Genomic DNA, 13,992 nt, shown 5'->3' with positions numbered 1-13,992 from the left:
CTGGATCCAGAAGGTCGATCGGAGTGTTCCGGTGCCCGGAGTGCTTGGTCGAATTCGAAACCCGAATGGAGCGTGCCAAGGTCATGACGGGGCTCTGCATTCCATGCGCAAACAAGGCGGCGGGCAGGAAGCGCTCAACCCATGGCCTCAATAACTCGAACAGCCGGCTGCATGTGACGTGGGCGAACATGAAGCGCCGCTGCCTGAAGCCTCGTGGTTCTGAAATCCAGAAGTACCACGGCGTGACGCTTTGTGAAGAGTGGATGAACTTCGAGCCCTTCATGGAATGGTCACTTGCGAATGGCTACACCGATGAGCTGACGCTTGACCGAATCGAGTCCTCGAAGGGTTATGAGCCGGGGAACTGCCGTTACACCGATTACAACGTCCAGGCGGCAAATCGTCGCCTCACGGACAAGAACACCAGCGGCCATGTCGGGGTTTCTTGGGATCGAGGCAAGTGGTCGGCAAAGGTCCAGTGGCAGAAAAAGCAAATACACCTCGGCCGCTTCAAGGACATCAAGGACGCAGTTAAAGCGCGCAACGATTACTTGGTAGCTCACGACCTGCCGCACTTGAGGGCCTAGAGACATGGAAGAGATCAAGGCCATCAAGGCCGATTACCGGGCAAAGACCAGAGAGCTGAAAAAAGGGGAAGCCGCATGACCTATCGCAACGTTGTTTCAGCAGTCGTTCGGGCGCTTGCGGCCGAGACCATCAGTTCCGCCGGCGGTTGCGACTTCGAGCCCAAGGTGCAGTGCGCCAAGCAGAAGGGGGAGATCGTCGGCAAGGAGGCGGCGTTTCTCCAGGACTGCTGGGTATTCGGTCGGTTGCATAAGGCGCTTACCCCGGCGCACTGGCGGGCACTGGTGGCCAAGTACTCCACCCACGAGGAGCGCAAGCACGGCGCGATTCTGGAGCTGCTGAATTCGGTGAAGTCGCCGGCGCCGAAACGGTTTCGTGAGTGCGCTGTGCTTACGTGGGCTATTCCGCAGGTTGCCGGTGCCGAGGGCAAACGTTCCGCAGCTGTGCTGCCGGCCGCCTGGTATGACATCACCAATTGGGACAATGACGGCAAGCCGGAATCAACGCGGTACCGGTGGCGCTCAGGGATCCGCAAGACGCTGGATGACCAGGTAAACGAGGCGCTGACGGCCGCTCAGGAACTGCTCGACGCGGAGGGATTAATCGAAAGTTGCGCTGCGTAGAAAATAGCTATTGCAACGAGTGAGAAAGTGAGAGAGTATTTACCCATCCTATCGATCTTGCGCGTTAGGAGTTAATACTGCAAAGCCCGGCTTATATGTCGGGCTTTTTATTGCGCTCAGTTTGTGCAAGGTCGAAAATAGAGCTTCCGACTATAAACTGGGAGAGCGTCATGGTTTTGCGTGGCATGGCACAGATGCATGTCGACGACTTGGCGGAACGGTTCAAGAAGTTGGTTGTAGGGCAGGCTGGCAACGCGGATATTCAGTTTGCGTGGGTTGTTTTTTATCAGGGCAGAATGTTCGGAGCTTATTCAACGGCCGAGCTTGCACTGAAGAAAATAACGGACATTGAGCACTGCATCAGCATCGACGAGGCCCCAGTCCCTCAAACCTCAAGCGACTAACGTTTTTATGAAGCCCCGCCTAGAGCGGGGTTTTTTATTGCCCATGGAAAGGGTGATTTAGCAAAAGGAATCTGCAGATGTTGAAAGAATTCAGATGCGGTAACTGCAAAAGACTTCTCGCCCGCACGGGTGGGTTTACAGAGCTCCAGATCAAATGTTCCCGATGTGGGACGCTGAATCATGTGAAGGCCACGAGCCTCGAGCAATCGCCCATGAGCGCCATACGCCCAATACAGAGGCCTGAACTTAAATCAGCTAAGTAACGGAGTTTAAAATGGAAAACGCAAATTCGGCGTCTCAAACCTTGCAAGATCTTTGGACCCAAGTGCAACCGGTGGATAACACCGGCATGCTTAGGCGCGTGGTTTTTGGGGACGGCAAGTTTTATGCGGCTGGTGGCAACGGTCTTCCCACAACCACTCAGCTTGTCAGCGGAGGCGCGACTGGTACAACTTGGACCAAGTTTAAGGACGTCGTCACCTCTGATAGCGGAAAGGTCCTCAATGACCTGTACTGGAACGGTCTTGGGACACAGCTTCAAGCCGTTTCTCAATCCGGCAATGTGGCCTACGGCAGCACAGCACGCCCTGAAAGGGATTGGACAAACATTACGGCAACTGTTCGCGCGTCCGGAGACTTGCAAGGCATTGTGTATTATCAGCCAATTTCCGGCAGCGACGCGACCTGGATACTGGTTGGGTCTAACGGTAAAGTCTTTTCCCGTTATGGCGATTGGTCAGGCCAGGTGGAGCGCACTACGACATTCACTTCTGGCGAGACTGTGCACTGCGTCAACGTCATTGGCGTTTTTGTGTTGGTTGCGGGATCGAATGGGAAGCTGCTTAGCGCTGTGAAGATGGCGACGCGTGATTCGCAATCATTCTCGACCGTAACCAGCACCTTCGGCACTAGCACCATCCTTTCCATGAAGCTTTGCAACGGGAAAATGTTTATCGTTGGTGCGGATGGCAAGATGGCATATTCACCCGATGGGCTTAACTGGACTGCTGTTGCAGATACCAGTTTCGGTGGAACCATCATCCGCGACATTGCTTACGGTAATGGCAAGTATGTAGCTGTCGGCGACGGCGGCAAGACAGCCGTTTCCGAGGATGGGATCGGCTGGGTTCAGCAAGCCAACACTTTCGCAGGAACCGATATCCGGAGCGTCGCCTACGGCAACGGCAATTTTGTAGCTGTTGGTGCAGGCGGCAAGATTGCTTACTGGACTCCATGATCTTCTATCTCCTTGCGTAATAGAGCCCAGCCATCGAGCTGGGCTTTTTCATTTTCGGCCCCGCCACACCCTTCGCTCTAAGCAGGGAGTGCCGTCGGGGCTGACCTATTTCAAACATGCCCCACGGAGTCGAGCGCATGGAGTATCTACAGCGCCTGCTCGACAAGATCGACAGGTTCGAATTACTGATTGCGGGCCTCGTTGGCGCTGTGATCGCCAGTTGGTGGCACAAGGACGACTTGAACGACTGGCGTGCCTGGATGATCTTCCTCATTACCGGCATGGCCTGCTCGATATACCTGACGAGCATGGTCAGCACCTACCTGGGTGTGACCGAGCCGAAGATCGTCGCCGGCATTGGCTTCCTTCTGGGGGCATTCGGCGGCTCGCTCCTGGCGGCCATCAATCGAGCCATTAAATCCGCTGACCTCTGGGCGCTTATCCGCCAGCGGTTCGGGGGAGGCAATCCACCATGAATCTTGAACTGATCAACTCCATCGCCTGCGGCCTTATCGCGCTGTGGGCGGCCTGGTGCGTACTGAGCGGGAAGGTGAGGGACGGCATTCTCGGGAAGCTGATCTACTCGGCTATCGCCATCAGCGGTTTCGTCGTTATGGCGCGTAGCCAGAATATCTTCTTCGGTCCGAGCAGTGCGGGACTGACGTTGCATGTGTCCCTGGCCCTGGCCGGCGCTCGCCACATCTTCATGGTCACGTACTGGCAGCCGGTAAAAGCCTGGCTGTGCCGGACGCTGAACTGCGAGCAGTGTATGAGGTGCCCGAAGGCGCCTGAAGGTATCGACCGGCGGAAGCAGTAATCCGCGCCACGTTTTCGAATGCGCCAAATCGTGGCGCGCAATCATGAGGGTTTCAGATGACGACCATTGCCTACAAAGACGGCGTCATCGCCTATGACTCCCGCTGCACCCGTGGCACCACCATCTTAGATGACGACGCCAACAAGCTGTACGCGGTCAAGGGCGTCTCCTTTCTCTGCACTGGCGCGAACTGCGACTTCTCAGCCCTGATTGGGGCCTTCTTCGGAAGCGAGGCGCCGAACGCAGTAGAAGCTTCGGCCCTGGCTTGGGATGGCGGCACGCTATGGCTGGTGGGGCACGACGACAAGACAGGCGTATGGAAAGATGCCCTTGAGCTTGATCGGCCATATGCGATTGGCAGCGGATCAGCTCACGCCTTGACTGCTATGGATATGGGCGCCACTGCATCTGATGCGATTCGCATGGCGAAGAAGCGCGACACCTGCACTGGTGGGCGAGTTCGCAAGCTGGTGATTCGCAAGGCAGGGTAGGTGTGCCGCAGGTGAGTGCGGCACGAAAGGTGTTTATTTTTTTTGAAAGACTACATCTGCGGTGATCAGGAGTTGGTCATTGACGGTCACCTTGCACCTGCGCCCGGTTTCAATTTTGGAATCAGGTGCAAGGACTGGGTCGCACTGCAAAAACACTTTCATGCCCTTGTAATCTCGCGTTACGCCGGCAGTGGTTGTGCTTGCTGGTTCTTTCATGAACTTCCGATTCCATGGACCAAAGAGTATCTCTGGTTCGCCGCCACCGAGGAAACCTGATTCATTCGTTGCGCAAATAGTACCTTCCATCCTTTTGCCGTCGATAATGTTTGCGTCTTCGTCACAAGCGATCCTCCCGTTGGCGGTGACCAGTTTCAACGTTCCTCTGTTGGTCCAGGTTGGAGGGGTCACACAGCCAGAAAGAGTTATCGCTGCAAGCGCAAGGGCGACTATAGAAATTTGCTGAATACGCATGATGTAAGCGTCCTTACTATTTGAAGCGCACACAAATACCGGCATTCTGCCACTATTTCAAGCTCAAGGTGATCCATGGGCAGGCCCAAACCTCCATCGTCACTGCTTGAGCTGTCAGAGCTATCGGACTTCGGTATCCGCTTGACCCCGGCGCCCGAGGTATGGGACTGGCTCCAGGCCGAGATCCTTGCCGACACTGGCAGCATTCGCAACGAAGACCATGCCCACTTACTGGATGCAGACATCCGGATCATGTGGGCGTCGTCGAGCTTCGAGAAGCAGGGCAGGACAGTGCTTGGCCAGGCCGAACAGGTAGCGTTCCGTGCTGGGGGTTGGCAGAAAGCCCGGATGGAGCAACAGATGCGTGATTGGTTCGGCGATGTGCCGGCCTTCATCATCACCTTGGCTGCTGACTACTGCGCCCAGTGCAGTGACCTTGAGTTCTGCGCGCTCCTGGAACATGAGCTGTATCACCTGGCTCACGCGACCGACAAGTACGGTCAACCAGCATTCACCCAAGACGGCGCACCGAAGATCAAGCTGCAGGGCCACGACGTCGAAGAGTTCGTCGGAGTCGTTCGCCGCTACGGTGCGAGCCCTGACGTTCAAGCGTTGGTGGATGCTGCAAGCAGTCCTGCTGAGGTGGGGAAATTGAACATTGCGAGGGCCTGCGGAACCTGTCTGCTCAAGTCGGCCTGACTTTGACAGTACTTTGACGGATGCCCATCTATGGCCGCACTCAGAGACGAGGTGAAAGCCTTTGTAGTACAGGCTCTAGCCTGCTTTGACACGCCATCCCAGGTGGTGACGGCTGTCAAAGTGGAATATGGCCTCGACGTTACCCGCCAGCAGTGTGAAGCATACGACCCAACCAAGTACGTCGGGCGGAACCTTCACCTCAAGTGGCGAACCCTTTTCGAAGACACCCGGACTCGTTTTCGCGAACAAACCGCTGAGATCCCGATCGCCAACCGTGCCTATCGTCTGCGCGCGCTTGGACGCATGGCTGAGAAAGCCGAGAACATGAAGAATATGGCTCTCACTGCCCAGCTACTGGAGCAGGCCGCCAAAGAGGTCGGCGACGTCTACGTGAACCGCCGCCTTGAACCTGAAAAACCACTTGGCTCCCACGCGGACCAGCAGCACGCCGTTGCTGAATACACGCTGGAGCCCGACGAGAATGTCCCGACTTCCCCGCACCTTTGATCCTCCGGTAAAGCTGACGCCCAAGCAGGCGAACATTTACTGCTGGGGGTTCCAGCCAGAGGCCCGCTTCCGTGATGCGGTGTGCGGCCGGCGGTTCGGCAAGACGTTCCTGGGCAAGGCCGAGATGCGCCGCGCGGCACGACTGGCTGCCGAGTGGGGTGTGAGCGTCGAGGACGAGATATGGTACGGCGCGCCGACCTTCAAGCAGGCCAAGCGCGTGTTCTGGCGTCGGCTGAAGCAGGCCATCCCCGAAGCTTGGCGTGCACACCGCCCGAACGAGACGGAATGCTCGATCACGCTCAAGTCCGGCCACGTCATGCGCGTGGTGGGGCTCGACAACTACGACAACCTCCGGGGCTCCGGCCTGTTCTTCGTCCTGGTGGATGAATGGGCAGATTGCCCTTGGGCCGCGTGGGAAGAAGTCCTGAGGCCGATGCTTTCTACCTGCCAATACACGATTCCGGATGTCGGAGTGCGAAAGGGCGGTCATGCGTTGCGAATCGGCACGCCCAAGGGCTTCAATCACTGCTACGACACCTATCTGGACGGTAAACCAGGCGGCGAGCCTGATCACAAGAGTTGGCAGTACACGTCATTGCAGGGTGGCAACGTTCCTCCCGAAGAGCTTGACGCTGCCCGCCGGAAGATGGATCCGCGCACCTTCCGGCAAGAGTACGAAGCCGGCTTCGAGAACTACGCTGGTGTCGTCTACTACACGTTCAACCGTGAAGATTGCCGAACCAGCGAGCGTATCAAGCCCGGCGAGGCGTTGCACATCGGTATGGACTTCAACGTCATGAAAATGGCTGCCGTCGTCTATGTCGTGCGTAACGATCTGCCAATGGCCCTGGATGAGTTTCACGGTGTTCGGGACACGCCGGAGATGATCGAGAAGATCCAGGCGCGGTTCCCTGGTCATTCGGTGGCGGTCTATCCCGACGCCAGCGGGCAGAATACCAGCAGCAAAAACGCGAGCGAGTCCGACCTGTCGCTGCTGAAGAAGGCCGGGTTCACGGTGGTCGTTGACTCAACGAATCCAGGTGTTAAGGACCGCGTCAACTCAGTGAACGCCATGTTCCTGAACACTTACGGTGAGCGCCGCCTGAAGGTCAATATTGATCAATGCCCACAGCTAATGCTGTGCCTTGAGCGACAGACCTACACCGACAAGGGTGAGCCGGACAAAGATCCGAAGAAGGGTCACGACCACATGAACGATGCCGCCGGCTACTTCATTGCCAAGCGCTACCCGATCAAAACACGCACAGGCGGAACACGCCGAATTGGAGGCTTGGCCTGATGCCAGTGCAATCGACAAACCCCGACTATGACGCGCACATCGCCGAGTGGGAGATGATGGACGACGCGCTCGAGGGTGAGTGCGCCGTGAAGCGCAACGAGCGCAACCTGCCCAAACCGAGCGGCATGGTAGAGGCTGAAAAGCTCGACGGCGGCGGCAACAAGTACCTGTACGAGAACTACACGAACCGGGCCCAGTACGAGCACTGGGTGCGCGACTCGCTGCGGTCGATGATGGGCCTGGTCTCCCGGTTGATTCCGGAGATCGACCTGCCCACCGGCCTGAAAGGGCTGGAGGATAACGCGACAGCCGACGGCTTCGGCCTGAAGCAGTTGTTCTTTCGCATGGTGCGCCAGGCCATTTCCCACGGCCGGGTGCCGCTGGTGGTGAACATCGACGACAGTGGCGAGCCGTATTTCTCGACGTACGCCACACGCAACGCCATCAACTGGGACACCGCTGATCAAGGCGGTCGGCAAGACCTGGTCCTGTCGGTATTCCGGGAATTCCGCAAAAAGGGAGGGGACCGATACAGCCATGACTGCGACACGGTGTTCCGTGAGTTCTTCATGCTCAACGAGGTCTGCTACACCGCCGTGCGGAATGAAGGCGGTGAGCTGGTCGAGGACGAAAAGCCGCTGGGCACAACGGGAACTGACAACCGTCTGGTTAAAGGCCTGCCGTACTTGCCGGTGATCTACTGCGGCTCGACCGACAACTCGCCAGACGTCGACGAGGTGCCGCTGCTGACCATGGCCCGGGCCGCGCTGAAGTCCTACCAGTTGAGCGCTGACTACTTCACATCACTGCACCAGACCAGCCACCCGCAGCCCTGGGTGTCCGGGATGGATGAATCGGTAGAACTGAGCGTCACAGGCCCATCAGCGGCTTGGGATCTTGGGCCTAGCGGGTCCTGTGGCTACCTGGAGTTCCAGGGCGCAGGTATAGAAGCCGTGCGAAAGGCCATGGATGACCAGAAGAACGCCGCGCTTGAGGCTGGCGCCAAGGTCATGGACGTGGGCGGCACCGAGTCGGGCGAGGCGCGTAAAACACGCCAGAACGATCAGCACGCCACGCTGCACAGCATTGTCATCACTGTGGCTGAGGCAGTCGAGCAGGGCCTGCGGTACGCCGCCGAGTGGAAGGGCTACGACCCCAAGCAGGTCAAGTTCAAGGTGAACCCTGAGTTCGTGACCCCGGTGGTCGACGCCCAGGTGCTAGCCGAACTGCTCAAGGGCGTGATGGCTGGAACTGTCAGCGCCGACACCTACTGGCAGTACCTGACCACCGGCAAGCTACCGGACCGCCCATATGACGAAGAGGCCGAACTGATCAGCGACGAGCGCGAGTCGGCCGGCATCAACCTGGACAAAGACGATGCCATCGACAAACCTGGTGCAGGCGGACAGCCAACTGCTGGAGCAGACGACCCGCCACTCGGTAATGCTGGAGCGGCTTAAGGCCGGCGAAGTCAAGAAGTTCGAGAAGTACTTGCGCCAGATCGACAAGCTGGTGCGGGAGCAACTCACCCGCAAGGAACTGACCACCTGCAGCCGGGACCGGCTTGAGCAGTTCCTGGCCCGGGTGGACGGCAAGCTGCTGGAGATCTACAAGGCCTACGGCGACCTGGTGCAGGCCGATCTGGTCGACATCGCGCTGTATGAGTCGGGCTTTGAGGCCAAAAGCCTGAGCAATGCACTGTCCATCGATGCGGTGGTGCCGACCAACACGGTGATCCGCGCGGCGGTGTTCTCTTATCCGCTTCAGGTAAAGGGCATCGACGGCGGCAAGCTGCTGAAGAGCTTCGTCAATGGCTGGACGCGGACCGAGACGATGCGCGTCACGAACACGATCCGGCTCGGCTTCGGCCAGGGCCAGACCAATGCCCAGATCATCCAGGCGATTCGCGGCACCGCGGCGCAGAACTTCACGGATGGCGTCCTGGCGGTGAGCAACCGCAATGCTGCTGCCGTGGTGCAGACGACAATCCAGCATGTGGCCACCACGGCGCGAATGGAGACCCTTAAGGCCAACAGCGACGTGGTGATGGGCTATCGCTGGGTGTCGACGCTCGACCGCAAGACCTCGCACCAGTGCAAGGGCCTGGATGGGATGCGCTTCGACCTGGGCAAAGGCCCGCTGCCGCCGGCGCATATCAACTGCCGGTCAACCACGGTTCCGACCACCAGGCTTTCGGAGATGTTCGCCATGGACGCCACACGCGCCTCGGTGGGCGATAACGGAGGGGCCCAGGTCGACGCAGGCCTGAATTATTACGAGTGGCTGGCAACGCAACCGGCAAGCTTCCAGGATCATGCCCTTGGGCCGGTCCGGGGCAAGTTGTTCCGCGATGGTGGGCTGACACCGGAGAAGTTCGCCAAGCTGCAGCTCGATAAGTCGTTCAAGCCGCTGACCCTGGCGCAGCTTAAGGAAGCCGAACCTGACATGTTCACCCGAGCAGGCGTTACACTCGGCGCTCAACCAGGTTGAGTAGCACATGCAGATCATCGTTGAGGACGGGAAGGGCAGGCCAGACGCGAATAGCTTCGTGCCGCTGGAGAAGCTGACCTTCTACCGCGACTACTACGGGTTCCGGATACCTGAAGCTGAGGCTGATCAGGTCGAACTGTTGCTGCGTGCTGCGGCAGACATCAACGGTCGACAGTGGAAGGGCCGCAAGGCCAAGCCTGAACAGGCAATGGCCTGGCCCCGGCGTGACTGCAAGATCGAATACCAAACGCTTTCCGAGACATTCGTGCCCTTTGAGCTTGAATGGGGCCAGGTACGGCTGGCGGTCGAGCTACACGCCGCCGAGCAAGGCTTTCAGATCGAAGAGCCGACGCATTGCACTGAGCCAGATGGCCGGCGTACGCGGCTGAACCGCGATACTCCCGGGTTTCGCATGCGTCCGCCGCCATATGCGTCGAGTAGGACGCAGTTCGCCGATTACTTGGTGATGCGAGGCTTGCAGTTGGTCAGGTAGGAATTTAGAACGATACCTGGACCGAGGTTGCTCCTCGCGCTTTCAGCTCCCGAATCATTTGCTCCACAGTTGCCTCTCCTAGCCAAATGTTTTCCGTGCTCTCGGTTCCGCTTCGTTCGAGCGGCGCACCAGTACCTGAAAAAAGCTCATTGAGTTTTTTCCAAGTAGATTCCCGGGGAACGCAAAAGCACGAATGGTCTCGATTCTCGTACCGGGACGGCATGGCCGGGTTGATGCCGATCGCATGAGCCAGCTCTGTGTACGAGAGCCCTTTAGCCTCTCGGGCTTTACGAAGCATTTCTGGGAAGGACTTATGGGATGTTGACGGGAGCATGTGGGCGGCCTCTTTAAGGTGGTAGTACCGATAATACAGTACTAATACTGTATTTCAATACTTTTGGCATTACTTAAATCTCAAGCCTCGGCCATGCCGGGGTTTTTTTATGCCTGCAAAGCGGGCCGACCAAACCCAAGGGGTGCACCAAGTGGCAGACGAAAACCAGATTGATCTTGAAGACCCGGCAGTTCAGACCGCCATTGCTGCAGCTGTAGAGGCGGCGACCCTGGGCCTTAAGAACAAAAACACGGAGCTGCTTGGCTCGCTCCGGACCACCAAAACCGAGCTGGACGGCTTCAAGTCCCAGTTTGAGGGCCTGGACATCGCCGCCGTGAAAGGGCTGCTGACCAAGGTTGGCCAGGATGAAGAGACCAAGCTGATTGCCGAGGGCAAGCTGGACGAGGTAATCACCCGCCGTACCGAGCGCCTGCGCACCGACTACGACACCAAGTTGGCCGCCGAGAAGGCTCGCGCCGACAAGGCTGAGGCCTTTGCTGACAAGTACAGCGACAAGGTGCTGGCCGATTCCATCCGTGCTGCTGCCATCAAGGCCGGCGCGCTCCCTGAGGCTGCCGAGGACATCATTCTGCGCGCCCGGGGCACTTTCAAACTCAGTGAAGACGGTGAGGCGATTGCCACCGACCGTGACGGCGAGGTCGTTTACGGGAAGGACGGGAAGACCCCGCTGTCGCCGCTCGAATGGGCGGAATCTCTGCGTGAAACAGCAACACACCTGTGGCCAAGGGCTCAGGGTGCCGGGCAGACCGGCGACAACGGTGGCAAGGCCACGAAAAAGTGGGGTGAGTACACGGAAACCGAACGCGCTGCGATCGCCCGTGACAACCCTGAGCTCTTCAAGAAAATCCAGGCCACCAAAGGAACCTAATCCATGGCAACTACCCAACTGACCGACATCTTCGTCGGCGACTACTACGCCTCCCTGGCACCGGTTAACAGCCCGGAAAAGACCGCTGTGTACGAGTCGGGCATTGTGACCCGCTCGCCTGTGCTGGATGCAATCGCCTCCGGCAGCCAGGGCACCGCCGAAATCAGCTACTGGCAGGATCTCAATGCTGATGAAGCCCCTAACATCAGCAACGATGACCCGAACGACCAGGGCGAAGTCGGCAAAGTTACCCAGGACAGCATGCGTGCCCGCGTTCTGTACCTCAACAAAGGCTATGGCGTCACTGACCTGACCGCTGAGCTGGCGAACAGCGAGCCCCAGCAGCAGATTCGCAACCGTTTCGGCACCTACTGGACCCGCCAGTGGCAGCGTTACACCTTGGGCGCGGCTCGCGGCATCATCGCCTCGAACATCGCGAACAACGGCGGTGACATGGTCATCGACGCGGGTGCGACCATCAGTGCGAACGCCTTTCAGGATGCCGCGTTTACCGCCGGCGACGCAGCTGACCAGTTCGGCGCGATCGGCGTGCACTCCGTGGTGATGAACCAGATGGTCAAGCAGGACCTTATTGAGTACCTGCGTGACTCCGACGGCAAGATCATCCTGGCCACCTACCTCGGCAAGCCAGTGTTCATGGACGATGCCCTGGTGTATGGCGCGGGTAAGTACCTGTCTGTGTTCTTCGGCCAGGGCGCTTTCGGTTACGGCGAAGGCACGCCGAAGGTGCCGGTAGAACTGGAGCGTAAGCCAGGCGGCGGTAACGGTGGCGGTGCCGAGGTGCTGTGGGAGCGCAAAACCTACATCCTCCAGCCCGCCGGCTTCAGCTGGAAGGGTTCCGAGGCTCAGAACCTCAGCCCAACCGCGACTCAGTACGCAGCTGCTGCGAACTGGCAGCGCGTGTTTAGCCGTAAGCAGGTTCCGTTCGCCGCTGTGATCAGCGGTACCACCACGCCGTAATTCGGCCCACACAGCCTGGCGCCGTATGGCGCCGGGATGCTTTTGAGGTGACTCATGAAAGTGATCTACACCGACAAACCGGGCAATGAGCGCGGCGTGTGCTACCGCCTGCTGAGCGAGTTTTTTGGAGTAATCGGCTCCGCGACCGAGGTGGTCGTTGATGGCGATGCACCGGATATCTTCGATGCCTACCAAGCGGCCGGCATCAAGGTCTCCGACGGCAAGGAGCAGGAAACACCGGAAACCGACCCTCTGAAAATGAAGGTCCCCGATCTGAAAGATTGGCTGACCGTCAAGGGCATTGCCTTCGACGCGACCGCCAAGAAAGAAGACCTGCAGGCCCTGGTGCCAGCGGAATAAGGACAAGCACATGACCGACTTCATCACCGTTGCCGATGTTGATGTCTCGCTAGGTCCTGGCTGGGCCGGCACCGGTGATCCGGTCCTTGCTGTGACCATGGCAAACGCCTGGCTCACGGCCAAGATTAAGCGGGCTGTTCCTGATCCGGTGCCGACCGAGATCAAAACAGCCGGCGCTCAGGTCGCCAAAGAGGCGGCGGCGGGCAAGCTGTACACGTCCACTCAGAAGGAAGTGCAGAGCAAGACAGTATCAGCTCAGTCCGGTACGTCCGTGAGCAAGACCTACGTGGCCGGCTCTACCGATCAGTCGGCCGGCGTCAACTTCGCCCTGGCGCTGCTGGAGCCTTGGATCAAGCGCTCCGGCGTGATGATGCTGAAAAGGATCTGATCATGGGCATGCGCGAAGAGATTCAGGCTGAATTGGCCGATGCGTTCGACGATCCTGATGGGCTGGCCGATGCGGTCAAGCCGGTGACAGGCGTGCGCAATGTCGCGGGCGAGTATGACCCCGACTTGGGTGGCGAAACGCCGGAGACCACCGTGACGTACTCGGGGCGCGGTGTTCTAGGCAGCTACCTGTCCAAGGAGATCGACGGTTCGCTCATCCAGACCACCGACAAAAAGCTGCTGGTTCTGCAAAACGAGCTATTCGTGTCGGAGGCCGGTGTGCCGACAGCAGTACCGGCTGCCCCGGCCATTGGCGATATCGTCAACGGGCTGCGGGTGATGAGCGTCTCCTCGGATTCCGCTGACGCAACGTGGGTGCTCCAGCTTAGACACTGAAAGCCTACTAGGGTGCTGATATGCCCTTTTTAACTTGTCCACTGCATTAGCGGTTCGCGCCGACTTATACAAAATCCCGATCCAAAAGCAGCCGGGCAAGCTCGTTAAGTGTTTCGATATCGACCTCTCCCGCCTTGACCTCTTTTTCTAGAGTAGTTAAGAGCGTAACAGCGGGGTCGGAAAGTTGTTTGTTCGAGGGCACTACACCTGTCCCAAATTTTATGACCCACTCGGGGTGATGTTCTCTACAGCTATTCGCAATGGCTTCGCGGAGCTTCTTTGCGCTACCGGCAAGATCTTTGCCTGCGGCCGAGTCAGCTAGCATGCGATCCGTTGCATTGGCGATATTTTGGGCCCCCTGTTCTCCATGCGTAAGTCTGGCCTTTGAATTGCTGGGCGACTTTGTGTGTGGCTTTTTCATAGAAAAGGATTTCCTTATGCGTTGGTTCTATGAGTCTGTAGCTAAAGTGGCTTCGCAGATTATCAGTAGGGGCTGCACAAAGCTCAATCTCGCCTACACGTTGATTA

Annotated in this window: 22 protein-coding genes; 19 read left to right on the top strand and 3 right to left on the bottom strand. The window is 58.3% G+C overall.

Features of this window, described 5'->3' with window-relative positions; all coding sequences use genetic code 11:
• Nucleotides 1-65: 65 nt before the first annotated feature.
• From PSH96_RS16860 to PSH96_RS16825, 8 genes are all read left to right on the top strand, one after another.
• Nucleotides 66-587, top strand: a complete 522-nt coding sequence (locus tag PSH96_RS16860) for a hypothetical protein (RefSeq protein ID WP_305453986.1) — start codon at nt 66-68, stop codon at nt 585-587.
• Nucleotides 588-662: 75 nt separating this feature from the next.
• Nucleotides 663-1,208, top strand: coding sequence for a hypothetical protein (locus PSH96_RS16855; protein ID WP_305453984.1), 546 nt, complete (start codon nt 663-665; stop codon nt 1,206-1,208).
• Nucleotides 1,209-1,378: 170 nt separating this feature from the next.
• Nucleotides 1,379-1,612: a hypothetical protein gene (locus tag PSH96_RS16850; RefSeq protein ID WP_044288146.1), complete on the top strand. Its 234-nt coding sequence runs from the start codon at nt 1,379-1,381 to the stop codon at nt 1,610-1,612.
• A 77-nt stretch (nt 1,613-1,689) separates the two neighbouring features.
• Nucleotides 1,690-1,875 (top strand): Com family DNA-binding transcriptional regulator, encoded by a 186-nt coding sequence (locus tag PSH96_RS16845; RefSeq protein WP_081585403.1) that lies wholly within the window; start codon nt 1,690-1,692, stop codon nt 1,873-1,875.
• An 11-nt stretch (nt 1,876-1,886) separates the two neighbouring features.
• Complete coding sequence (locus PSH96_RS16840; RefSeq protein WP_305453982.1) at nt 1,887-2,849, top strand: hypothetical protein; 963 nt, start codon at nt 1,887-1,889, stop codon at nt 2,847-2,849.
• Between the two features lie 137 nt (nt 2,850-2,986).
• Nucleotides 2,987-3,325 carry a hypothetical protein gene (locus PSH96_RS16835; RefSeq protein ID WP_003218335.1) on the top strand — a complete coding sequence of 113 codons (339 nt, stop codon included), beginning with the start codon at nt 2,987-2,989 and terminating at the stop codon, nt 3,323-3,325.
• The gene (locus PSH96_RS16830) at nt 3,322-3,666 is read left to right on the top strand and encodes a hypothetical protein (RefSeq protein WP_305453981.1); all 345 of its coding nucleotides are present in this window, start codon (nt 3,322-3,324) and stop codon (nt 3,664-3,666) included. The genes PSH96_RS16835 and PSH96_RS16830 overlap by 4 nt, the downstream gene beginning before the upstream one ends.
• Before the next feature lie 56 nt (nt 3,667-3,722).
• Nucleotides 3,723-4,157 carry a proteasome subunit beta gene (locus tag PSH96_RS16825; RefSeq protein WP_305453980.1) on the top strand — a complete coding sequence of 145 codons (435 nt, stop codon included), beginning with the start codon at nt 3,723-3,725 and terminating at the stop codon, nt 4,155-4,157.
• 33 nt (nt 4,158-4,190) lie between these two features.
• On the opposite strand, the gene PSH96_RS16820 is transcribed toward PSH96_RS16825, so the two are convergent.
• Entirely contained in the window at nt 4,191-4,628 is a 438-nt protein-coding gene (locus PSH96_RS16820) for a hypothetical protein (RefSeq protein WP_305453979.1), read from the bottom strand.
• 75 nt (nt 4,629-4,703) lie between these two features.
• On the opposite strand from PSH96_RS16820, the gene PSH96_RS16815 reads away from it, so the two are divergent.
• Genes PSH96_RS16815 through PSH96_RS16790 form a run of 6 tightly spaced genes read left to right on the top strand, consistent with a single transcriptional unit; the run spans nt 4,704 to nt 10,117 of the window.
• The gene (locus PSH96_RS16815) at nt 4,704-5,327 is read left to right on the top strand and encodes a putative metallopeptidase (RefSeq protein ID WP_305453978.1); all 624 of its coding nucleotides are present in this window, start codon (nt 4,704-4,706) and stop codon (nt 5,325-5,327) included.
• A gap of 30 nt (nt 5,328-5,357) precedes the next feature.
• The gene (locus PSH96_RS16810) at nt 5,358-5,834 is read left to right on the top strand and encodes a DUF2280 domain-containing protein (RefSeq protein ID WP_305453977.1); all 477 of its coding nucleotides are present in this window, start codon (nt 5,358-5,360) and stop codon (nt 5,832-5,834) included.
• Nucleotides 5,809-7,134, top strand: a complete 1,326-nt coding sequence (locus PSH96_RS16805; protein WP_305453976.1) for a terminase — start codon at nt 5,809-5,811, stop codon at nt 7,132-7,134. The genes PSH96_RS16810 and PSH96_RS16805 overlap by 26 nt, the downstream gene beginning before the upstream one ends.
• Nucleotides 7,134-8,594 carry a DUF4055 domain-containing protein gene (locus PSH96_RS16800; RefSeq protein WP_305453975.1) on the top strand — a complete coding sequence of 487 codons (1,461 nt, stop codon included), beginning with the start codon at nt 7,134-7,136 and terminating at the stop codon, nt 8,592-8,594. The genes PSH96_RS16805 and PSH96_RS16800 overlap by 1 nt, the downstream gene beginning before the upstream one ends.
• A complete protein-coding gene (locus tag PSH96_RS16795) occupies nt 8,512-9,624 on the top strand; it encodes a minor capsid protein (protein ID WP_370694302.1) in 1,113 nt (370 codons plus the stop codon). The genes PSH96_RS16800 and PSH96_RS16795 overlap by 83 nt, the downstream gene beginning before the upstream one ends.
• A gap of 7 nt (nt 9,625-9,631) precedes the next feature.
• Nucleotides 9,632-10,117 carry a DnaT-like ssDNA-binding protein gene (locus PSH96_RS16790; protein WP_305453974.1) on the top strand — a complete coding sequence of 162 codons (486 nt, stop codon included), beginning with the start codon at nt 9,632-9,634 and terminating at the stop codon, nt 10,115-10,117.
• 4 nt (nt 10,118-10,121) lie between these two features.
• Here the strand turns inward: PSH96_RS16790 and PSH96_RS29625 are convergent, their stop codons facing one another.
• On the bottom strand, nt 10,122-10,415 hold the full coding sequence (locus PSH96_RS29625; protein WP_370694370.1) for a helix-turn-helix domain-containing protein: 294 nt from the start codon (nt 10,413-10,415) through the stop codon (nt 10,122-10,124).
• A 187-nt stretch (nt 10,416-10,602) separates the two neighbouring features.
• Between PSH96_RS29625 and PSH96_RS16785 the strand changes: the two genes are divergently transcribed.
• From PSH96_RS16785 to PSH96_RS16765, 5 genes are read left to right on the top strand one after another with little or no spacing between them, the layout of a single operon-like run.
• Nucleotides 10,603-11,340, top strand: a complete 738-nt coding sequence (locus PSH96_RS16785; RefSeq protein ID WP_178964912.1) for a hypothetical protein — start codon at nt 10,603-10,605, stop codon at nt 11,338-11,340.
• A gap of 3 nt (nt 11,341-11,343) precedes the next feature.
• A complete protein-coding gene (locus PSH96_RS16780; RefSeq protein ID WP_012724055.1) occupies nt 11,344-12,321 on the top strand; it encodes a major capsid protein in 978 nt (325 codons plus the stop codon).
• A 54-nt stretch (nt 12,322-12,375) separates the two neighbouring features.
• Nucleotides 12,376-12,681, top strand: a complete 306-nt coding sequence (locus tag PSH96_RS16775) for a HeH/LEM domain-containing protein (RefSeq protein ID WP_305453973.1) — start codon at nt 12,376-12,378, stop codon at nt 12,679-12,681.
• Between the two features lie 10 nt (nt 12,682-12,691).
• On the top strand, nt 12,692-13,069 hold the full coding sequence (locus PSH96_RS16770) for a hypothetical protein (RefSeq protein ID WP_305453972.1): 378 nt from the start codon (nt 12,692-12,694) through the stop codon (nt 13,067-13,069).
• 2 nt (nt 13,070-13,071) lie between these two features.
• Complete coding sequence (locus PSH96_RS16765) at nt 13,072-13,464, top strand: hypothetical protein (protein WP_305453971.1); 393 nt, start codon at nt 13,072-13,074, stop codon at nt 13,462-13,464.
• Between the two features lie 64 nt (nt 13,465-13,528).
• Here the strand turns inward: PSH96_RS16765 and PSH96_RS16760 are convergent, their stop codons facing one another.
• Nucleotides 13,529-13,885, bottom strand: coding sequence for a hypothetical protein (locus tag PSH96_RS16760; RefSeq protein WP_305453970.1), 357 nt, complete (start codon nt 13,883-13,885; stop codon nt 13,529-13,531).
• Nucleotides 13,886-13,992 lie beyond the last annotated feature (107 nt).

Source organism: Pseudomonas sp. FP2338 (assembly GCF_030687515.1).
Lineage (GTDB): Bacteria > Pseudomonadota > Gammaproteobacteria > Pseudomonadales > Pseudomonadaceae > Aquipseudomonas > Aquipseudomonas salomonii.
The sequence above is the reverse complement of the archived record's forward strand: the minus strand, read 5'-3'. Positions and strand labels throughout refer to the sequence as shown.